This window comes from Pseudomonas sp. A25(2017), from assembly GCF_002001065.1.
Taxonomy (GTDB): Bacteria; Pseudomonadota; Gammaproteobacteria; order Pseudomonadales; family Pseudomonadaceae; genus Aquipseudomonas; species Aquipseudomonas kilonensis.
In genome coordinates, this window is sequence record NZ_MUOA01000091.1 from 12,391 (window position 1) to 28,316 (window position 15,926).

Here is a 15,926-nt window from a genome sequence, read left to right on the forward strand (position 1 = left end):
GTATTTATTTTTCCTGCACTGGAATAATCTCGTTTGCGGGTCGTCTTTCCAGTCCCGGCGCAGTGACTGCCCACAGAAGCCACACCCTTATGAACGCATTCGACGAACAGTTGCGCGAGCTCATCCCCAGGCTACGGCGTTTTGCCGTGTCGCTGACGCGCAACCCGAGCAACGCCGACGATCTGGTGCAGATGTGCCTGGAACGGGCATTGTCCAAGTGGAACGACAAGCGTCCGGACGGCGATCTGCGGGCCTGGCTGTTTTCGATTCTGTATCGGCAGTTTCTCGACGGTCATCGCCGCTCCCGACGGTATGCGCGCATGCTGGAGTTTTTCACCGGCCGCGACGATGCCCACCCTTCGGCCGAGCGCAGCGTGATCGCGCAATCGTCCCTGCAGGCCTTCGACCAACTCACGACGGAACAACGCGCGCTGTTGTTGTGGGTGTCGGTGGAAGGCTTGAGTTACCAGCAAGTCGCCGACATCCTCGGCGTGCCGACCGGCACGGTCATGTCCCGCCTGTCCCGCGCTCGCCAGGCCCTGCGCCAACTCAGCGACGGCGAAATCACCCGCCCTACCCTGCGGATACTCAAATGATCAACATGCCCCCCAGCGACAGCGACCTGCACGCCTACGTCGATCGCCAACTGAGCGAGGCCGACCAGCGCCTGGTGCAGGCCTACCTGGCCAACCAGCCGGAAGTCGCCGCCCGGGTCCGGGCCTGGCAACAGGACGCACAGCACCTGCGCACGGCCCTGAGCGGCGCCTTGCAACAGCCGCCCAACCCGGACCTCGACCCGGCCATGATTCGCCAGCGCCTGAAACATCGCTCCCGCCGCCATTTGGCCAACGCCGCCGTGTTGCTGCTGGCCGTCAGCGTGGGTGGCTTCGGTGGCTGGCAGGCGCGGCAAATGACCCTGCTCAGCGCCGCAGCCCCCATGGCCGATGCCTTGCAGGCATACCGTTTGATTGCCCAGCAGGGCATCCTTCCGGCCGATTACCAGACCGGCGACGAGCAGAGCATGCAAGGCTGGCTCGACCGCTACTTCACCCAGGCCGACCGGCTGCCAGACCTGTCGGGTGCCGGCTTCAGGCCGGTCAGCGGGCGCTTGCTCAGCACCGAACAAGGCGCGGCGGCGATGGTGGTCTATCAGGACCCGAGCGGTCAGAAAATCAGCTTCTACGTGCGCCCACCCGGCCCGAAAAACTTCCTCCTGCCCCGGGGCAGTCGCCGCGAGGGCGAGCTGCAAGCCGAGTACTGGTCCGGGCCGGGCTACAACTATGCGATGGTCATCCCCAGTGATACGCCGACGGTGCAGCGGCTCAAGCAGACCCTGAATTTCTGAACCCCTTACCCACAGGGGATACAGGCTGTTCTTGAGAGTGTGTTCAGCCCTGCCCAAACACCTGCGAAGGCCTGCGCAGCAACGGATCGAACGGGTTGATCCGCGGTCCGATCAGGGCCGCCTCGCGCTTGAGCATGTCCACCACCGTCGGCAGGCGATCGGGCCCCAGGCGGTCGCTCACGGTTGCCACGCTCAACGCGGCCACGGCCCGGCCGTCACGATCGAGAATCGGCACGGCCACCCCGGCCATGCCTTGCAATACGCCTGTATTGCGCCCGGCGTAGCCCAGCGTACGGACGTTCTCCACTTCCGAACGCAGGAAGACTTCGTCGTACAAATGGCCGATCCGCGCCTCAAGGATAAAGTGGTGTTCCAGTCGATGGCCTCGTCCACGTTCGGCCTGCACGGCTTTTTGATGTTCAACCGTATCCAGGGCGGCAGCGAAACCGACGTTGAACCGGGCTTCAAGGCCTGGCCGAACACGGTGGGGCGCAACGTGCTGGAGTACATCCCGAGCTCGGCGAAGCTATCCGAAATGCTGCAGACCGACGAAGCCGCGCTGTTCCCGCTGACGCCGACCCAGGTGACCGCGCTGAAACTCAAGGGCATGCCGGTCGAATATGCCCAGCCGAAGGAAGGCGCCGTGGTCCTCAACGTCGCCGAATGCGCCATCGCGCAAAACACCCAACCGGAACTGGCGCAAAAGCTCGCGGCTTTCCTGCTGACCCCGCAAGCCCAGGCCATCGCCCTGGAAGAAGGCGACCAGATCCCGTCCAACCCCAACACCCCGACCACCGACAAGACTCGCGGTCAGGTGGAGGCGATGAAGCAATACCTGGAAACGGCGATTGCCGTGGATTGGGACCAGGTCAACGAACAACGCCCGGCCTGGAACGCCCGCTGGAACCGCAGTATCGAGCGCTAGCGCGATCGACTGTGGCAAGGGGAGCGACACTGTTGTGGGAAAAACTGCTGTGAACAAATGCTGTGGGAGCAAGGCTTGCCCGCGATGAAAATGACGCGGTCTCTGAGAAAACGAGGCGCCTGCATCGCGGGCAAGCCTTGCTCCCACAGATAAATCCCCTCGCCACAGGGTGTTGTACTGAGCTGATTATTGGTTAACTGTCTGGCTACGGACGCCAGACCCTCCCCTTGATCAACAGCGACCCCCACCATGCACACCCTCGCCCAACTACGCGCCGGCCAGCTCTGCGGCATTACCCGGCTGGACCTGGCCTGCGGCTTGACGGAGTTTCCCCGGGAAATCTTCGACCTGGCCGACTCCCTCGAGATTCTCAACCTCAGTGGCAATCAGTTGGACACGCTGCCCGACGACCTGCATCGGCTGACGCGCCTGCGTGTGCTGTTCTGTTCGGACAACCGCTTCACAGAACTGCCCGAATGCCTGGGCCGTTGCAGCGCCTTGACCATGGTCGGTTTCAAGGCCAATCGCATCGCGCACGTCACGGGCGCCGCGCTGCCGCCACGGCTGCGCTGGTTGATCCTGACCGACAACTGCGTCAGCCAATTGCCAGATGAACTGGGCCAACGCCCCGATCTGCAAAAACTGATGCTGGCCGGCAACCGCTTGCGGCAATTACCGGCGGGCCTGAGCCAGTGTCATCGCCTCGAACTGTTGCGCATCGCCGCCAACCAACTGAGCGAACTGCCGCAATGGCTGCTCACGTTGCCGAGCCTCAGTTGGCTGGCCTACGCCGGCAACCCGCTGGAAGCCCAGGCAGAAGCGGCGGCGCTGAATACCACGACGTCTATCGACTGGTCGCATCTGGAACTGCAACAACCACTGGGCGAAGGCGCGTCGGGGGTGATTCATCAGGCGCTCTGGCAGGCGCCCGGCCAGGCGGCACGAAAGGTCGCAGTGAAGCTGTACAAAGGCCAGATGACCAGCGACGGCTCGCCCCTGCATGAGATGCATGCCTGCATCACGGCCGGTCGCCACTCGAACCTGATTGAGGTGCTGGGTCAGGTTACCGGGCACCCCGAGCAACAGGCCGGGCTGGTGATGGCGCTGGTCGAGCCCAGCTACCGTAACCTCGCCGGGCTGCCGAGCCTGGCGTCATGCAGCCGCGACGTCTATGCCGATGAACTGCGCCTGAGTGCTCCGGCGGCCCTGCGCATCGCCCATGGCATCGCCTCGGTGGCGGCTCACCTGCACCGCCAGGGCATCACCCACGGGGATCTCTACGGGCACAATATTCTGTGCGATGACCAGGGCGATTGCCTGCTGGGGGATTTTGGCGCGGCGTCGTTCCACGCCACCACAGACAACCTGCAAACCCGCGCACTGCAACGCATCGAAGTGCGGGCCTTCGGGATTCTGCTGGGGGAATTGCTGGCGCGGATCGAACCGGGGCTCGGTGCGCAGGATCTTGCGTGGCTGCTGGATTTGCAAGCGCGCTGCTGTCAGCCGGAGGTGCTGGCACGGCCAGGGTTCGATGAGATTGAAAGGTTGCTGAGCGAGTTCAAACACATCGACTAAACCAGCACCCCAAGCTAACAAGCACACCGCCTATTGTGGCGAGGGGATTTATCTGTGGGAGCAAGGCTTGCCCGCGATGCGGACACCCCGTTTTCTCAGAGACCGCGTCGTCTTCATCGCGGGCAAGCCTTGCTCCCACAGAATGAACCGCACCCAGGGATAAATTCCCTCGTCACAGGGGTGTACTGCTTAACCCGCCAACCCGACAAACATGTCCTGCACGTCATCGTGGTTGTCGAGGCCTTCGAGGAAGGCTTCGACTTCAGCCATCTGCTCGTCGGTGAGGCCACTGACCGGGTTTTTCGGCTGGTAGCCCAGCTTGGCCGACAATACGGTGAAACCCTGCTCCGGCAAGGCCTTCTGGACAGCGTCGAGGTCGGCAGGGTCGGTGAGGAACAACGTCGCGTCGTCTTCGCCCGGCTCGAAATCCTGGGCGCCGGCCTCGATGGCGGCCATTTCCGGATCGGCGTCCGGGCTGTCCGGCGCGGCTTCGATCATGCCGACATGGTTGAAGTCCCACGCCACCGAACCCGAGGCGCCGAGTTGGCCCTTGCGGAACGCGACGCGAATTTCGGCAACGGTGCGGTTGATGTTATCGGTCACGCATTCAACGATCAGCGGCACCTGGTGCGGCGCGAACCCTTCGTAGGTGACGCGGTGGTATTGCACGGTTTCACCGAGCTGGCCAGAACCTTTCTTGATCGCACGTTCCAGGGTCTCGCGGGGCATCGAGGCCTTCTTCGCCTGTTCGACAACCAGTCGCAAGTGCGCGTTGGTAGCGGTATCCGCACCGTTGCGCGCGGCAATGGTGATTTCCTTCACCAGTTTGCCGAAGATCTTGCCCTTGGCGTTGGCAGCCGCTTCTTTGTGTTTAACCTTCCACTGTGCGCCCATTACTCACTCTCTTGTCTGACGCGCCGAGACATCTGCCGGCCGGCGCTGTGGCGCAAGTTTATACGGCCTAAACCGGCTGATCGACCAAAAAATTCACCCTGCCGGATCGACATTTTCACAGCGTGTTGTAGGGCGTTTCTGAAATAGCGCCTCACAAGCACCGTTTTCCCCCGCGGTTTCGTACCCTCTGCGCCTCTCTCCCCGCCAGTAGGAGCTGCGATGCGCAACGACACGGAAAGTCCCTTCAGCCTGACGCTCACGCAAAGCGACTTGCAACTGCAAGTCTTGCGCTTCAACGGCCGCGAAGCCCTCAACCAGCCATACCGCTTTGACCTCGAACTGATCGGCCTGGCCCCACCGATAGATCCCAAGCTGTTCTTGAGGGAACCGGCCTTCCTGCGCCTGGACGGTGAATCGGGCGTCCATGGGATTGTCCACAGCGTTAGCCTCAATGCCCTGGCGCCGCGGCGCATCGGCTATCGCTTGACGTTGGTTCCCTACCTCCAGCAACTGGAGCAAGGCCCGCGGCGCCGGGTTTTCCATCGGCTCAGCGTGGTACAGGTGCTGCAACGCCTGCTGGAAGAACACGCGCTACCCGTCGACGGTTACCGTTTCGAACTGCCCCATGGGCAGTATCCGTGTCGCCCATTCTGCATCCAGTACGACGAAAGCGACCTGACCCTCCTGCAACGGCTGTGCGAGGAGGAAGGCATCCATTACCACTTCGAACACGCGCCCCAGGGCCATGTCCTGGTGTTTGCCGAAGACCCGAAGAGCTTTCCCGCGCGCCCCGTCGAGCTGCCTCTGCACCCGAACGACAGCCAGCTACCGACCATCAAGCGCTTGTATTTGCGTCACCACCCGATGATGCCTGGCCTGCCTGTCGGGTTCAGTGACCGGGCCCAGCCCGAAGCCGAGGCCTCGGCGGCGAATCAACCCCTTGAGCGGATCGATCACGAAGCCATGCGCAGCAACCCGGCCTTGGCTCACCGTTACCAGGCCGGTCGCCGCCACCTTGAACGATTGCGCTGCCGGCAACGGGAAATCCATGGCCACAGCACCCAACCGACCGTGCACGGCGGCGACATCGTGCAGATCTGCGAACACCCGGTTTCCACCTTCAACGATCAATGGCTGATCACCGAGGTCCAGCATCGCGGACGACAGTTTTCGATCCTGGAACCGGACCTGCCCACCACACCGTCGGCCCGTGACTACCGCAACCGGTTCACCGCCATTCCCTGGTCCACCACGTTCAGGCCGGCCCTCAAGCACCCCAAGCCCTGCATCCCCGGGTACCACCTGGCCTATGTACTCGGCCGCACCGGCCAGCCGGCCAGCCCCGATGAGCGTGGCCAGGTGAGTGTCAGCCTATGGGCGCCGGACCAGGACGGCATCACGCTGCCCGTGTCGCGGCTGACGCTGGATGGCAGCCCCAGCCTGATGGCCGGCAGCGAAGTGCTGGTGAGTTTTCTCGATGGCGACCCTGATCGACCGGTGCTGTGCCCGGGGGCTGTCGATACTGGCGCAGGACAAACCGCCGCGCCCCCGAAACCGCCCCGGCGCAATCCTGATGCCGGGTTGCTGTTGGACTGGCTGCTGAATCCGCCGGACTTCACACCCTGACACATCCCTGTGGCTTCATGCGGGCAAAACTGATCTGGCTCATGCCAATTCAACGAAACGGGCTTACAGTAAATAAACAACGCCGCTTTAGACGGCGCTCTACCCTGATCGTTGGAGATACCCGCAATGCCCTGGAAAAGCTCAGAAAGCCGCTACAGTACCGTCACGGTGACCTTGCATTGGCTGATGCTGGTGCTGCTGGCCGTGGTTTATGCCTGCATCGAGTTCCGAGGGATTTTCCCCAAGGGCAGTGGCGGCCGGACCCTGATCAAGGAAGCGCACTTCATGCTCGGCCTGACAGTGTTCCTGCTGGTCTGGCTGCGCCTGTTCGCCCGCAGCATGGGTAAGACACCGGCGATTTTCCCGGCCTCGCCTGTGTGGCAAACCGTCCTGGCTCGCCTGATGCACTGGGCGCTGTACCTGTTCATGATCGCCATGCCGTTGCTGGGCTGGCTGATCACCAGTGCCGAAGGTCATCAAGTGATGTTCTACGGTTTCGATCTGCCCTTGCTCATCGATCAGGACAAGGAGTTTGCCAAGCAACTGGAAGGCTGGCATGTGCTGGGCGGCACCATCGGCTATTGGTTGATTGGCTTGCATGCCTTGGCGGGGCTGTACCACCACTATGTGGTACGGGACAACACGCTGTTGCGGATGATGCCCAAACGCGGCTGATCGCTGTTACTCGAACCCTCGGCGGCCTTGCAAACCGCCGGTGTGGACGAAAATCAAACGGGTGCCGGGGGCAAAGCCTCCGGCCTCGACCCGCGCTTTAAGCAACATCAAGGCTTTGCCGGTGTACAACGGCTCCAGTTCGATGGCCGCCGTGGTTTCGATGAACTCGGTGAGTTCGGCATCGACCCGGGCGAAACCGCCACGGCTGCCGTCGAACAGTTCATAAAGCGCACGGCAAAGGCCCGCCTCCCCCAAGATGCTTTCGACTTGCTGCGCCACGCCATGGTCCTGGGGCACCGCCAGCACGCCATAGACCGGACGCTGTCCTGCTTCGGCCAGCACCAGCCCGGCCAGCGATGTGCCGGTGCCGCAGGCCAGCCACCAGCCGTGATAATCCGCCCATCCCAACGTTGCCAGTTGTTCACGGACATTGGCTGCCCAGGCCATGCAGCCTAGTGCGCCAGGCAACCCCGAACCGCCCTCGGGCACCGGATGCAAATAGGGATAGCGAATCTGCCACGGCGCCCAGAAACCCGGCGCGTGCCGCTCTCGGTATCCGCCAAAACCCAACCAGTGCAGGTCCATGCCAAACGCCTTCAGGTCGCGCACTGTCGGCGTGTCCTGGGGATGACCACGCAACAACCCCACCGTGGGAAACCCGAAGCGCTTGCCCGCCGCGGCCAACGCATGCAAATGGTTGGAATAAGCCCCGCCCAGGCTCATGACCCCCTCGGCGCCGGCCTCATGGGCGGCGCGCAAATGATGGACCAGCTTGAACCACTTGTTGCCGCTGATCAGCGGATCGATCCGGTCCAGGCGCAACACCGCCACTTCAACACCGGCTCGGGCGAGCCAGTCCAGGTGAAGGGGGTCGAGTCGGGGTTGGGGATGCCAGTCGAGGGCGGGAAGCAGCATGGCAGCAGGCCCGTGGGGAAATAGGCCAGCATCTTAACAGCTGGTCGCGGACTCCCTGACATCGAAAAAACTTGTGGGAGCGAGCCTGCTCGCGATAGCGGTGGGTCAGCCAGCATTTCTGAAACTGACTAACCGCCATCGCGAGCAGGCTCGCTCCCACAGGGGATCCGGGTGTCTACAGGGCTGTACGTTACAACTGCGCCGCCAACCGCGAACCCTGGTTGATCGCCCGCTTGGCGTCCAGCTCCGCCGCCACGTCGGCACCGCCGATGAGGTGAACGGTCTGCCCCGCCGCCTCCAGGCCTTCCTGCAATTCACGCAGCGGATCCTGGCCGGCGCAGATCACGATGTTGTCCACGGCCAGCACGTGTGGCTCGCCGGTTTCGCCGATGCGAATGTGCAAGCCATCGTCGTCGATCTTCAGGTACTCGACGCTGTTGAGCATCTGCACCTGCTTGTTCTTCAGGCCCGTGCGGTGAATCCAGCCGGTGGTCTTGCCCAGGCCGTCACCGACCTTGGACGCCTTGCGTTGCAGCAGGAACACCTGGCGCGCCGGTGCATGGGGTTCGGCCTTGATCCCGGCCACGCCGCCGCGAGCCTCAAGGTGGGTGTCGATGCCCCACTCCTTCCAGAACGCCTCGCGGTCCTGGCTGGTGGCAACGCCCTGATGAACCAGGAACTCCGACACGTCGAAGCCGATACCGCCGGCACCAATCACCGCGACACTGCGGCCCACCGGCTTGCGCTCGAGGATCACGTCCAGGTAGCTCAACACCTTGGCATGCTCCACCCCGGGAATCGCCGGCACGCGCGGCGCGATGCCGGTGGCGAGGATGATCTCGTCATAACCGCCAGCCACCAATTGCGCCACATCCACCCGAGTGTCGAGGCACAGCTCGACATGGCTGGTCTGCAATTTGCGCTTGAAGTAGCGCAGGGTTTCGAAGAACTCCTCCTTGCCTGGCACGCGCTTGGCGACGTTGAACTGGCCACCGATTTCGCTGGCCGAATCGAACAGCGTCACCTGGTGCCCACGCTCGGCCGCCACCGTGGCAGCGGACAAGCCGGCCGGGCCGGCACCGACCACGGCGATTTTCTTCACCTGGGTCACCGGCAGATAGTTCAGCTCGGTTTCGTGGCAGGCCCGCGGGTTCACCAGGCAACTGGTGAGCTTGCCGCCAAAGGTGTGGTCCAGGCACGCCTGGTTGCAACCGATGCAGGTGTTGATTTCATCGCCGCGACCGGCAGCGGCCTTGTTGACGAACTCCGGATCGGCCAGGAACGGCCGGGCCATGGAGACCATGTCGGCATCGCCTTCAGCGAGGATCTGCTCGGCCACTTCCGGGGTGTTGATGCGGTTGGTGGTGATCAGCGGGATGCTCACCGAGCCACGCAGCTTGGCCGTGACCTTGCTGAACGCGGCGCGCGGAACCTTGGTGGCGATGGTGGGAATTCGCGCTTCGTGCCAACCGATACCGGTGTTGATAATCGTCGCGCCGGCCTGCTCGATGGCCTTGGCCAACTGGACGATTTCGTCCCAGGTGCTGCCGCCTTCCACCAGATCGAGCATCGACAGGCGAAAGATGATGATGAAATTCGGGCCTACCGCCTCGCGCACCCGACGCACGATTTCCACCGGCAGGCGCATGCGGTTCTCATAGCTGCCGCCCCAACGGTCGGTACGGTGGTTGGTGTGGGCCGCCAGGAACTGGTTAATGAAATAACCTTCCGAGCCCATGATCTCGACGCCGTCGTATTCGGCCTTCTGGGCCAGTACCGAACAGGTGACGAAATCGCTGATCTGTTTCTCGATGCCCTCCTCGTCCAGTTCCTTGGGCTTGAACGGATTGATCGGCGCCTGGATCGCGCTCGGTGCCACCTGCTTGGGGCTGTAGGCGTAGCGCCCGGCATGGAGAATCTGCATGCAGATCTTGCCACCGGCCTCGTGTACGGCCCGGGTAACGATCTGGTGCTTGAGCGCTTCTTCTTCGGTGGTCAGCTTGGCTGCGCCGGAGTAGACACCGCCCTCGTCGTTCGGCCCGATCCCACCGGTGACCATCAGGCCGACGCCACCCTGGGCACGCTCGGCAAAGTACGCCGCCATGCGTTCGAAGCCGCCGGGTTTCTCTTCCAGGCCGGTGTGCATCGAGCCCATCAGGGTACGGTTACGCAAGGTGGTGAAACCCAGGTCCAGCGGGGCCAGCAGGTGCGGGTAATGAGAGGCGGTCATCGGTAACTCCACAACGGGCGATCACGGGAAAAAGCGCGAGCTCTGCGGCTTGCGTCTGTCATGACCCACAGCGTAAGAGTCGGGGTGCGGGCGCTCAATGACCGTAACTGACAACTTAATGATCCAAATGCGCAGCGTGCCGATCAACCGTGCGTGACTCTCGACGGGATGGACCAGTCCTATCAACGCTGGCCCAGGTGCTCAAACCAACAATAACGCTAATCACACGGTCGCCCTTGCATGCATCCCCAACGAAAAATGCTGCACAACGAGTTGCACGCCCGCCCGTCGTTGTATTTCGACGAACCGGCCCACGTCTTCCACCTGGCGTTTCTGGGCGACAACGCCCAGTGCAACGCGCTGCTCGAGCGCCTGTGCCCTGAAACCCACGCAGCAGAAGCCGCACAAGGCATCACCCGCCTGGAAGGACACCCGCTCAAGTGGGAGCGCCACGCCGAGTTCTTCACCCTGACCCTGGTCGTTCCCGCCAGCACCAATGAACTGCACTGGACAACGCTGCCCGACTGCCTTGCCCAGGGTATCGAAGGTCATTCCCAGCACCTGATCAATGCCGTTCAGGTGGTGGTGCGCGCCGAAGCCGGTCTCGACCTGCCCAGCTACGGTTTCAAGGACCCGTGCGGCTCTTGCGTGGGCGGTGGCGATGCGGTGGTCTGGAGCGATTTTCGCCTGACCGAGGACGGCACCAACCGCCTGCTGTTCATCAACCGACAGCTCAACGCTTATCGCCAGGGCCGCATGATCCGGCGCCTGCTGGAAATCGAGACCTATCGCATGATGGCGTCCTTGTCGCTCAATACCGCCAAGGCACTGGACCCGCAACTGAACGAATTCGATCGCACCCTGGTGAGCCTGTCCGAGCGCAACGCCAATGCCAGCGGCGTGCATGCCAAGGCCTTGCTGGAGGACATCGCCCTGCTCTCTCGCCAGGTGGTCAGCAGCACGGTCAGGAATCGCCACCGTTTCAGCGCAACCCGCGCCTACGCCCAACTGGTGTTCGAGCGCCTGGGGGAGTTGCGCGAAAGTCACCTGGGCGATTGCCAACGGCTGGGCGTGTTCATCGAACGGCGCTTCAAACCCACGGTGCGTTATTGCGCAGCCACCGAACAGCGCCTCGAACAACTGGCCATGAGCGTCGCCAATTTGGGTGACTTGCTGCAAGCACGCGTGCAAGTCGAGATGGAAGACCAGAACGCCGAGATCCTGCGCAGCCTCAATGCCCGCGCCGATGCACAGATAAAAATCCAGCGCGCGGTGGAAGGCCTGTCGATCATTGCCATCACCTACTACCTGATCAATCTGTTCAAACTGGTCTACAGCGGGCTGCACACCTTGGGCGCGAACCTCTCGGCCCGCGAAGCACTACTGGGCATGACGCCGCCGGTGCTGTTGATCATGCTGCTGATTCTGATCCGGATCAGGAAGGCCAAAAGTCACTAGCGCGCCTTGCCCGCGCAGCACGCGGTCCAAGGGTTCCATGGACGCCTTTGCGTGTGCCTGCCGTGAGGACAAATCAGCGTCCGCCCTTCGCTAATCCCTTGTTTTACCGTACCCTGCCCCGTAACTCTTGATGAAAAATCACGAACCTGCACACGGCCGCTGACTGTTCCCCATGCGCAAATTTCTGTACCTGCTGTTTTCCTTGGCCTTGATTGCCGCCCTGATCACCTACGCACTGTGGACGACGGATCGTCCGGTGGGTCATTACCTGTCGGACCTGCGCATCCACCTGGCGGTGAACCAGGGCACGCCCGCCGACCGCGGCAATCTGCTGGGCATCCAGCCCGAACTGTTCCCCACCGACTACCAGAGCCCCGAGCGCCTGCATCGCAAACTGGCGGCCTATCTGCAGGCGGCTCGCGACCAGGGCTTGCTCAATGCCAAGACCGTGGTGGTCCTGCCCGAGCACATCGGCACCTGGTTGATGGTCGGCGGTGAAAAAGACGAGTTGTACCAGGCCACCACGTTGAAGGAAGCCATGAACTGGCTGGCGGTCAGCAATCCGCTGGCGTTTATCCAGGCGCTGGTCAGCGCTCAAGGCGATAACCGACTGGGCGATGCCTACCTGCGCATGAAAGCCGAGCGCATGGCCCATGACTATCAAGCGCTGTTCGGTGGCCTGGCCAAGGAGTTCGGCATCACCCTGGTGGCCGGTTCCATCGTACTTCCCGAGCCCAGCGTCAGCGACGGTGAACTGAAAGTCGGCCGCGGCGCGCTGTATAACAGCAGCCTGGTGTTCGGCAGCGACGGCCGGCCAATCGGCCAGCCACAACGCCAACGACATCCCGTCTTTGAACAGCAGGATGTGCTTGGCGCCGACCACCCGGGCGCCCCCCACGTCATCGACACCCCCGCCGGACGCCTGGGCGTGCTGATTGGCAGCGACAGCTGGTACCCGCTCCACTACCGGCAACTCAACGACCAGGGCGCGCAACTCATTGCGGTGCCCGCCTTCATCATCGGTCGCGATACGTGGGACAAACCCTGGAGCGGTTACAAAGGCCTGTCCACGCCGAGCGAGGTAAGCCTCAAACCGGGTGAAGTGAGCGAGGGCCAAGCCTGGCATCGCCTGACACTGACCGGCCAATTGCCCATCAGCCAGGCCCGGGGCGGCGTCAGCGTGTTCCTACGGGGCCAGTTCTGGGACAGCGGCAGCGCCGGCCAGAGCTTCATCAGCCACAACGGCCAACACTTCCCCGATGGCAACGCCCGTGGCGCCCGCCTGCTGAACCTGTGGTTGTGAACATGAAACCGCAGCCCATGCGCCTGGGGGACTTGTCAGTGGGCTTCGTCCATAGCCTGGCTGACGCCGTCGCCAGTCATGGGCAAGACCCTCGACCTTTGCTCGAACAGTATGGTCTTGATGCCGCGCGCCTGGCCGAGCCCGGGGCACGTCTGTCGATTCCACGCTACATGCGCTTGGGCCACGCTGCGATTCAACAGACTCAGGACCCGGCCCTGGGCCTGCGCATGGGTCAGCTCGGGCGCTTGAGCCAGGCCGGGCTGGCGGGCGTTACCGCCGCCCAGGCACCGACCGTGCGCGAGGCCGCCCGCTGCATGATCCGCTTCGAACCGCTGTATGGCTCCAACTATCGCGGCCAGTCGAGCTTCCACGAGGATGCCCGGGGTGCTTGGCTACGGTTCTATTCCATCAGCCCGTATAACGCCTACAACCGCTTCGTCGTGGATTCGATCATTGCCGGCTGGCTTGCCCAACTGTCCAGCGTCAGTGGCATCGCGCTGCGACCCGAACGCATCGAAATCGAATTTGAGGCGCCGGCATACCTGGAGGCCTACCGCACGCTCGGCGACTGCCCGATCCAGTTTGGCGCCGAACAGAATCAACTGCGCCTGGGCCTGGACAGCCTCGCCCAGCGCAACCCACAGCATTGCCCCAGCACCTGGCACCATCTGCTTCAGTTGTGTGAACGGGAACTGGAACAACTGACCCGCACTCGCAGCCTGCGTGAGCGCATCATCCAGCTGCTGGGGCCGTTGCTCAACGGCGGCCGGGAACCCGACCTGGAAGAAGTGGCGGCCCGCCTGAAGCTGCCAACCTGGACCCTGCGTCGCAAGCTGGCCGAGGAAGGCACGCAGTTTCGCGCCATCCTCAACGACACCCGCCGCGACCTGGCCATGACCTATATACGCGATACCGAACTGGCGTTCGGCGAAATCGCCTACCTGCTGGGGTTTGCCTCAGCCGAGGCCTTTCAACGTGCCTTCAAGCGCTGGAACGACCAGACGCCCGGGGAGTTTCGTCGTAGTCACCGAGGGGTTTGAGCTTCAAGAACCTGGCTTGGCGCTTACCACTTGTAGCTCGTAGCGGTTTTCACAACTCCGTCGCATCTTCGGCGGGTTCCAACGGGTCCAGTTCATATGCCTGGTATTCCAGCAGCTCTTCCTGATAATCATCCATTGCGTGTCCTTCCCCTGTCATTGAAACCAATGCCTGATGGCGCTGGCATCAGCATAAAGCTGCTTTATGAACAAAACATGAAGCAAAGGCTTCATGAATTAAACGTAGCACAGGGTCGGGAAATTACCGCGTGAAGTGTGACAGGGCGTAACTCCCTGCCACTGGACCTCAGGATGCCGGCAGCGGCTGAATCGGCTCGCTCGGGGGCGGTAACGAGCTGGACGGTGGAGGTGTAACGGTTTCCGTCGTCGGCGCAGACTCGAACGACTCGGGCGCAATTGGCGCTGGCTCGCTCGGCGGTGCGACGGGCTCCGACACCGTGGGAGCGGTTTCGACGGGGGCCGGTGCGGCCTCCTCTACCGGCGTGGCCGCTGCGGGCACAGGTGCTGGCGCAGGCGCAGGAGCCGGCATCAGGGCAGCCGGTTCAGCCTTGGTTTCCGGGATACCCAGCTCAGTTTTCGGCTTATCGGTCTCCTCAGTCTTCTCGGCAGCTTTCTTCGCTTCGGGAGGCAGGAACAGCTCGACCAAGGCAAAGAAACGCTCATAGAACTTGGCTGCCGACACGGTTTCGCTGGCGACCTTGACCATCGAATCATCCGAGGAGCCGATCGGCATCGATACCGAACCCAACACGCCCACGCCCAGGCTGGCGGAGTTGTTGGTCTTCTTAAGGGCATAACGGTCCTGCAAGGCGTTGGCGAACATCGTCGCACGGTGGCCAGTACCGCCGTCTTCGGCACAGACCAGGTTGAAGCTGATTTCCATGTGGGTGTCGCCGGTCTGCTGGAAACTCTTGTGACCGCTGACCAGCTTCGGATCGCTGCTGGTGATGATGTAGCCCTGGCTGAGCAACGCCCGACGCCCGGCCTCGCAGGTCGCCGCGTCGCTCACTGGATAAGTGCGCGAAAACGTGCCGGAGTCATCGAAATTCTCGTGTTCGTAGATGGCGGTTTTCTTCGACGAGCAACCGGCTGCGGCGGCCAGCACCAATGCAAGCCCGACGGTGCGCATGTGAATTGATTTGAACATTGAACATCCTGAGAAAAACGGTCCGGGGCGTATTGTGCAACAGAACGCGGCCTGGCCGCGTGGCTAATCTTGTTTCAAGGGGGTTACAAGTTTACTGGGGGTTGTTTGCAGGAAAAAGACGCTGATCCGGTAGATCGACGAATACCCGCTTTCCATGCAACAAGCAGATACAAAAACCTGACGGTTCGGGTTAATGCTGTTCACTTGAGCGGTTAATGAAGATTTTTTTATTCCGTTTCTGGAGACGTAGTTAGGTGTGTATATCCGTTGTTGCGGTGATGGCCACTGGCGGTTCCGCTCTTACAGCGGCTCACTTTTGAGAAGCGCAAAAGTAAGCAAAACGCTCTTGCCCCACCACTCGGCACCTCGCCTAGGCTCGGTGTGCCCTCACTCCGGCATTGCTCCGTGGGCCGCCGCGAAGGGCCATCCATGGCCCAGCGCGGCTAACCCGGCATCCATGCCGGGTTGCCCACTGCGCAATGCCTGCGTTCGGCCAGCGTGGTTTAACGGGGCGCCCCAGATCAAAAGCCAAAGCGAGGCGGCCTAACAGCCGGCCTGATTTTGACGGGACCGCGCGTCCCCTGTGGGAGCGAGCTTGCTCGCGATGAAGTCGGCACATCCAACATCATTACAACTGAACCACCGCATTCGCGAGCAAGCTCGCTTGTATGGTAGGACTTGAAGGGAGGAGGAGGGACAAAGCTCGATTCTGACTGTTAGCCGCAGTACAGACCGTGGGAGATTTCACCCCTCCTCCTTTCACCCAAGCGCCGAT

12 protein-coding genes and 2 pseudogenes are annotated in these 15,926 nt (G+C 62.4%); 9 read left to right on the forward strand and 5 right to left on the reverse strand.

The window, feature by feature from the left end; all coding sequences use genetic code 11:
• The first annotated feature begins 89 nt into the window (after positions 1–89).
• A complete protein-coding gene (locus tag B0E42_RS24120; RefSeq protein ID WP_018602303.1) occupies positions 90–596 on the forward strand; it encodes a sigma-70 family RNA polymerase sigma factor in 507 nt (168 codons plus the stop codon).
• A complete protein-coding gene (locus tag B0E42_RS24125) occupies positions 593–1,345 on the forward strand; it encodes an anti-sigma factor (protein WP_053178690.1) in 753 nt (250 codons plus the stop codon). The genes B0E42_RS24120 and B0E42_RS24125 overlap by 4 nt, the downstream gene beginning before the upstream one ends.
• 43 nt (positions 1,346–1,388) lie before the next feature.
• On the opposite strand, the pseudogene B0E42_RS24130 reads toward B0E42_RS24125, so the two are convergent.
• Positions 1,389–1,685, reverse strand: a pseudogene (locus tag B0E42_RS24130) (IclR family transcriptional regulator C-terminal domain-containing protein); the annotation flags it as partial.
• Between B0E42_RS24130 and B0E42_RS24135 the strand changes: the two are divergent.
• Positions 1,677–2,270: pseudogene (locus B0E42_RS24135) on the forward strand (extracellular solute-binding protein); the annotation flags it as partial. The pseudogenes B0E42_RS24130 and B0E42_RS24135 sit on opposite strands and share 9 nt — an antisense overlap.
• Positions 2,271–2,519: 249 nt before the next feature.
• Positions 2,520–3,845, forward strand: coding sequence for a leucine-rich repeat-containing protein kinase family protein (locus tag B0E42_RS24140; protein WP_077507924.1), 1,326 nt, complete (start codon positions 2,520–2,522; stop codon positions 3,843–3,845).
• Positions 3,846–4,034: 189 nt separating this feature from the next.
• On the opposite strand, the gene B0E42_RS24145 is transcribed toward B0E42_RS24140, so the two are convergent.
• Positions 4,035–4,739 carry a YebC/PmpR family DNA-binding transcriptional regulator gene (locus B0E42_RS24145; protein WP_018602312.1) on the reverse strand — a complete coding sequence of 235 codons (705 nt, stop codon included), beginning with the start codon at positions 4,737–4,739 and terminating at the stop codon, positions 4,035–4,037.
• 219 nt (positions 4,740–4,958) lie between these two features.
• Between B0E42_RS24145 and B0E42_RS24150 the strand changes: the two genes are divergently transcribed.
• Together B0E42_RS24150 and B0E42_RS24155 are read left to right on the forward strand one after the other, a co-directional pair.
• Entirely contained in the window at positions 4,959–6,365 is a 1,407-nt protein-coding gene (locus B0E42_RS24150; RefSeq protein ID WP_077507927.1) for a type VI secretion system Vgr family protein, read from the forward strand.
• 126 nt (positions 6,366–6,491) lie between these two features.
• On the forward strand, positions 6,492–7,040 hold the full coding sequence (locus B0E42_RS24155) for a cytochrome b (protein WP_014339294.1): 549 nt from the start codon (positions 6,492–6,494) through the stop codon (positions 7,038–7,040).
• 6 nt (positions 7,041–7,046) lie between these two features.
• Here B0E42_RS24155 and B0E42_RS24160 read toward each other — a convergent pair whose 3' ends face one another.
• Both B0E42_RS24160 and B0E42_RS24165 read right to left on the reverse strand, forming a co-directional pair.
• A complete protein-coding gene (locus B0E42_RS24160; protein WP_077507930.1) occupies positions 7,047–7,955 on the reverse strand; it encodes a 1-aminocyclopropane-1-carboxylate deaminase/D-cysteine desulfhydrase in 909 nt (302 codons plus the stop codon).
• A 190-nt stretch (positions 7,956–8,145) separates the two neighbouring features.
• Entirely contained in the window at positions 8,146–10,185 is a 2,040-nt protein-coding gene (locus B0E42_RS24165; RefSeq protein ID WP_077507933.1) for an FAD-dependent oxidoreductase, read from the reverse strand.
• Positions 10,186–10,425: 240 nt separating this feature from the next.
• On the opposite strand from B0E42_RS24165, the gene B0E42_RS24170 reads away from it, so the two are divergent.
• The 3 genes from B0E42_RS24170 to B0E42_RS24180 all read left to right on the forward strand — a co-directional run bounded on the left by B0E42_RS24170 (position 10,426) and on the right by B0E42_RS24180 (position 13,986).
• Entirely contained in the window at positions 10,426–11,643 is a 1,218-nt protein-coding gene (locus B0E42_RS24170; RefSeq protein ID WP_077507936.1) for a DUF3422 domain-containing protein, read from the forward strand.
• A gap of 172 nt (positions 11,644–11,815) precedes the next feature.
• The gene (locus B0E42_RS24175) at positions 11,816–12,946 is read left to right on the forward strand and encodes a carbon-nitrogen hydrolase family protein (RefSeq protein ID WP_053178679.1); all 1,131 of its coding nucleotides are present in this window, start codon (positions 11,816–11,818) and stop codon (positions 12,944–12,946) included.
• Between the two features lie 2 nt (positions 12,947–12,948).
• On the forward strand, positions 12,949–13,986 hold the full coding sequence (locus B0E42_RS24180) for an AraC family transcriptional regulator (RefSeq protein ID WP_018602325.1): 1,038 nt from the start codon (positions 12,949–12,951) through the stop codon (positions 13,984–13,986).
• Positions 13,987–14,290: 304 nt separating this feature from the next.
• On the opposite strand, the gene B0E42_RS24185 is transcribed toward B0E42_RS24180, so the two are convergent.
• Positions 14,291–15,151, reverse strand: a complete 861-nt coding sequence (locus B0E42_RS24185; RefSeq protein ID WP_053178676.1) for a DUF2242 domain-containing protein — start codon at positions 15,149–15,151, stop codon at positions 14,291–14,293.
• Positions 15,152–15,926: the final 775 nt, after the last annotated feature.

Coding starts and splice junctions, on each gene's coding strand:
- B0E42_RS24120 (WP_018602303.1), top strand. CDS start 90: ATGAACGCATTCGACGAACAGTTGCGCGAGCTCATCCCCAGGCTACGG.
- B0E42_RS24125 (WP_053178690.1), top strand. CDS start 593: ATGATCAACATGCCCCCCAGCGACAGCGACCTGCACGCCTACGTCGAT.
- B0E42_RS24140 (WP_077507924.1), top strand. CDS start 2,520: ATGCACACCCTCGCCCAACTACGCGCCGGCCAGCTCTGCGGCATTACC.
- B0E42_RS24145 (WP_018602312.1), bottom strand. CDS start 4,739: ATGGGCGCACAGTGGAAGGTTAAACACAAAGAAGCGGCTGCCAACGCC.
- B0E42_RS24150 (WP_077507927.1), top strand. CDS start 4,959: ATGCGCAACGACACGGAAAGTCCCTTCAGCCTGACGCTCACGCAAAGC.
- B0E42_RS24155 (WP_014339294.1), top strand. CDS start 6,492: ATGCCCTGGAAAAGCTCAGAAAGCCGCTACAGTACCGTCACGGTGACC.
- B0E42_RS24160 (WP_077507930.1), bottom strand. CDS start 7,955: ATGCTGCTTCCCGCCCTCGACTGGCATCCCCAACCCCGACTCGACCCC.
- B0E42_RS24165 (WP_077507933.1), bottom strand. CDS start 10,185: ATGACCGCCTCTCATTACCCGCACCTGCTGGCCCCGCTGGACCTGGGT.
- B0E42_RS24170 (WP_077507936.1), top strand. CDS start 10,426: ATGCATCCCCAACGAAAAATGCTGCACAACGAGTTGCACGCCCGCCCG.
- B0E42_RS24175 (WP_053178679.1), top strand. CDS start 11,816: ATGCGCAAATTTCTGTACCTGCTGTTTTCCTTGGCCTTGATTGCCGCC.
- B0E42_RS24180 (WP_018602325.1), top strand. CDS start 12,949: ATGAAACCGCAGCCCATGCGCCTGGGGGACTTGTCAGTGGGCTTCGTC.
- B0E42_RS24185 (WP_053178676.1), bottom strand. CDS start 15,151: ATGTTCAAATCAATTCACATGCGCACCGTCGGGCTTGCATTGGTGCTG.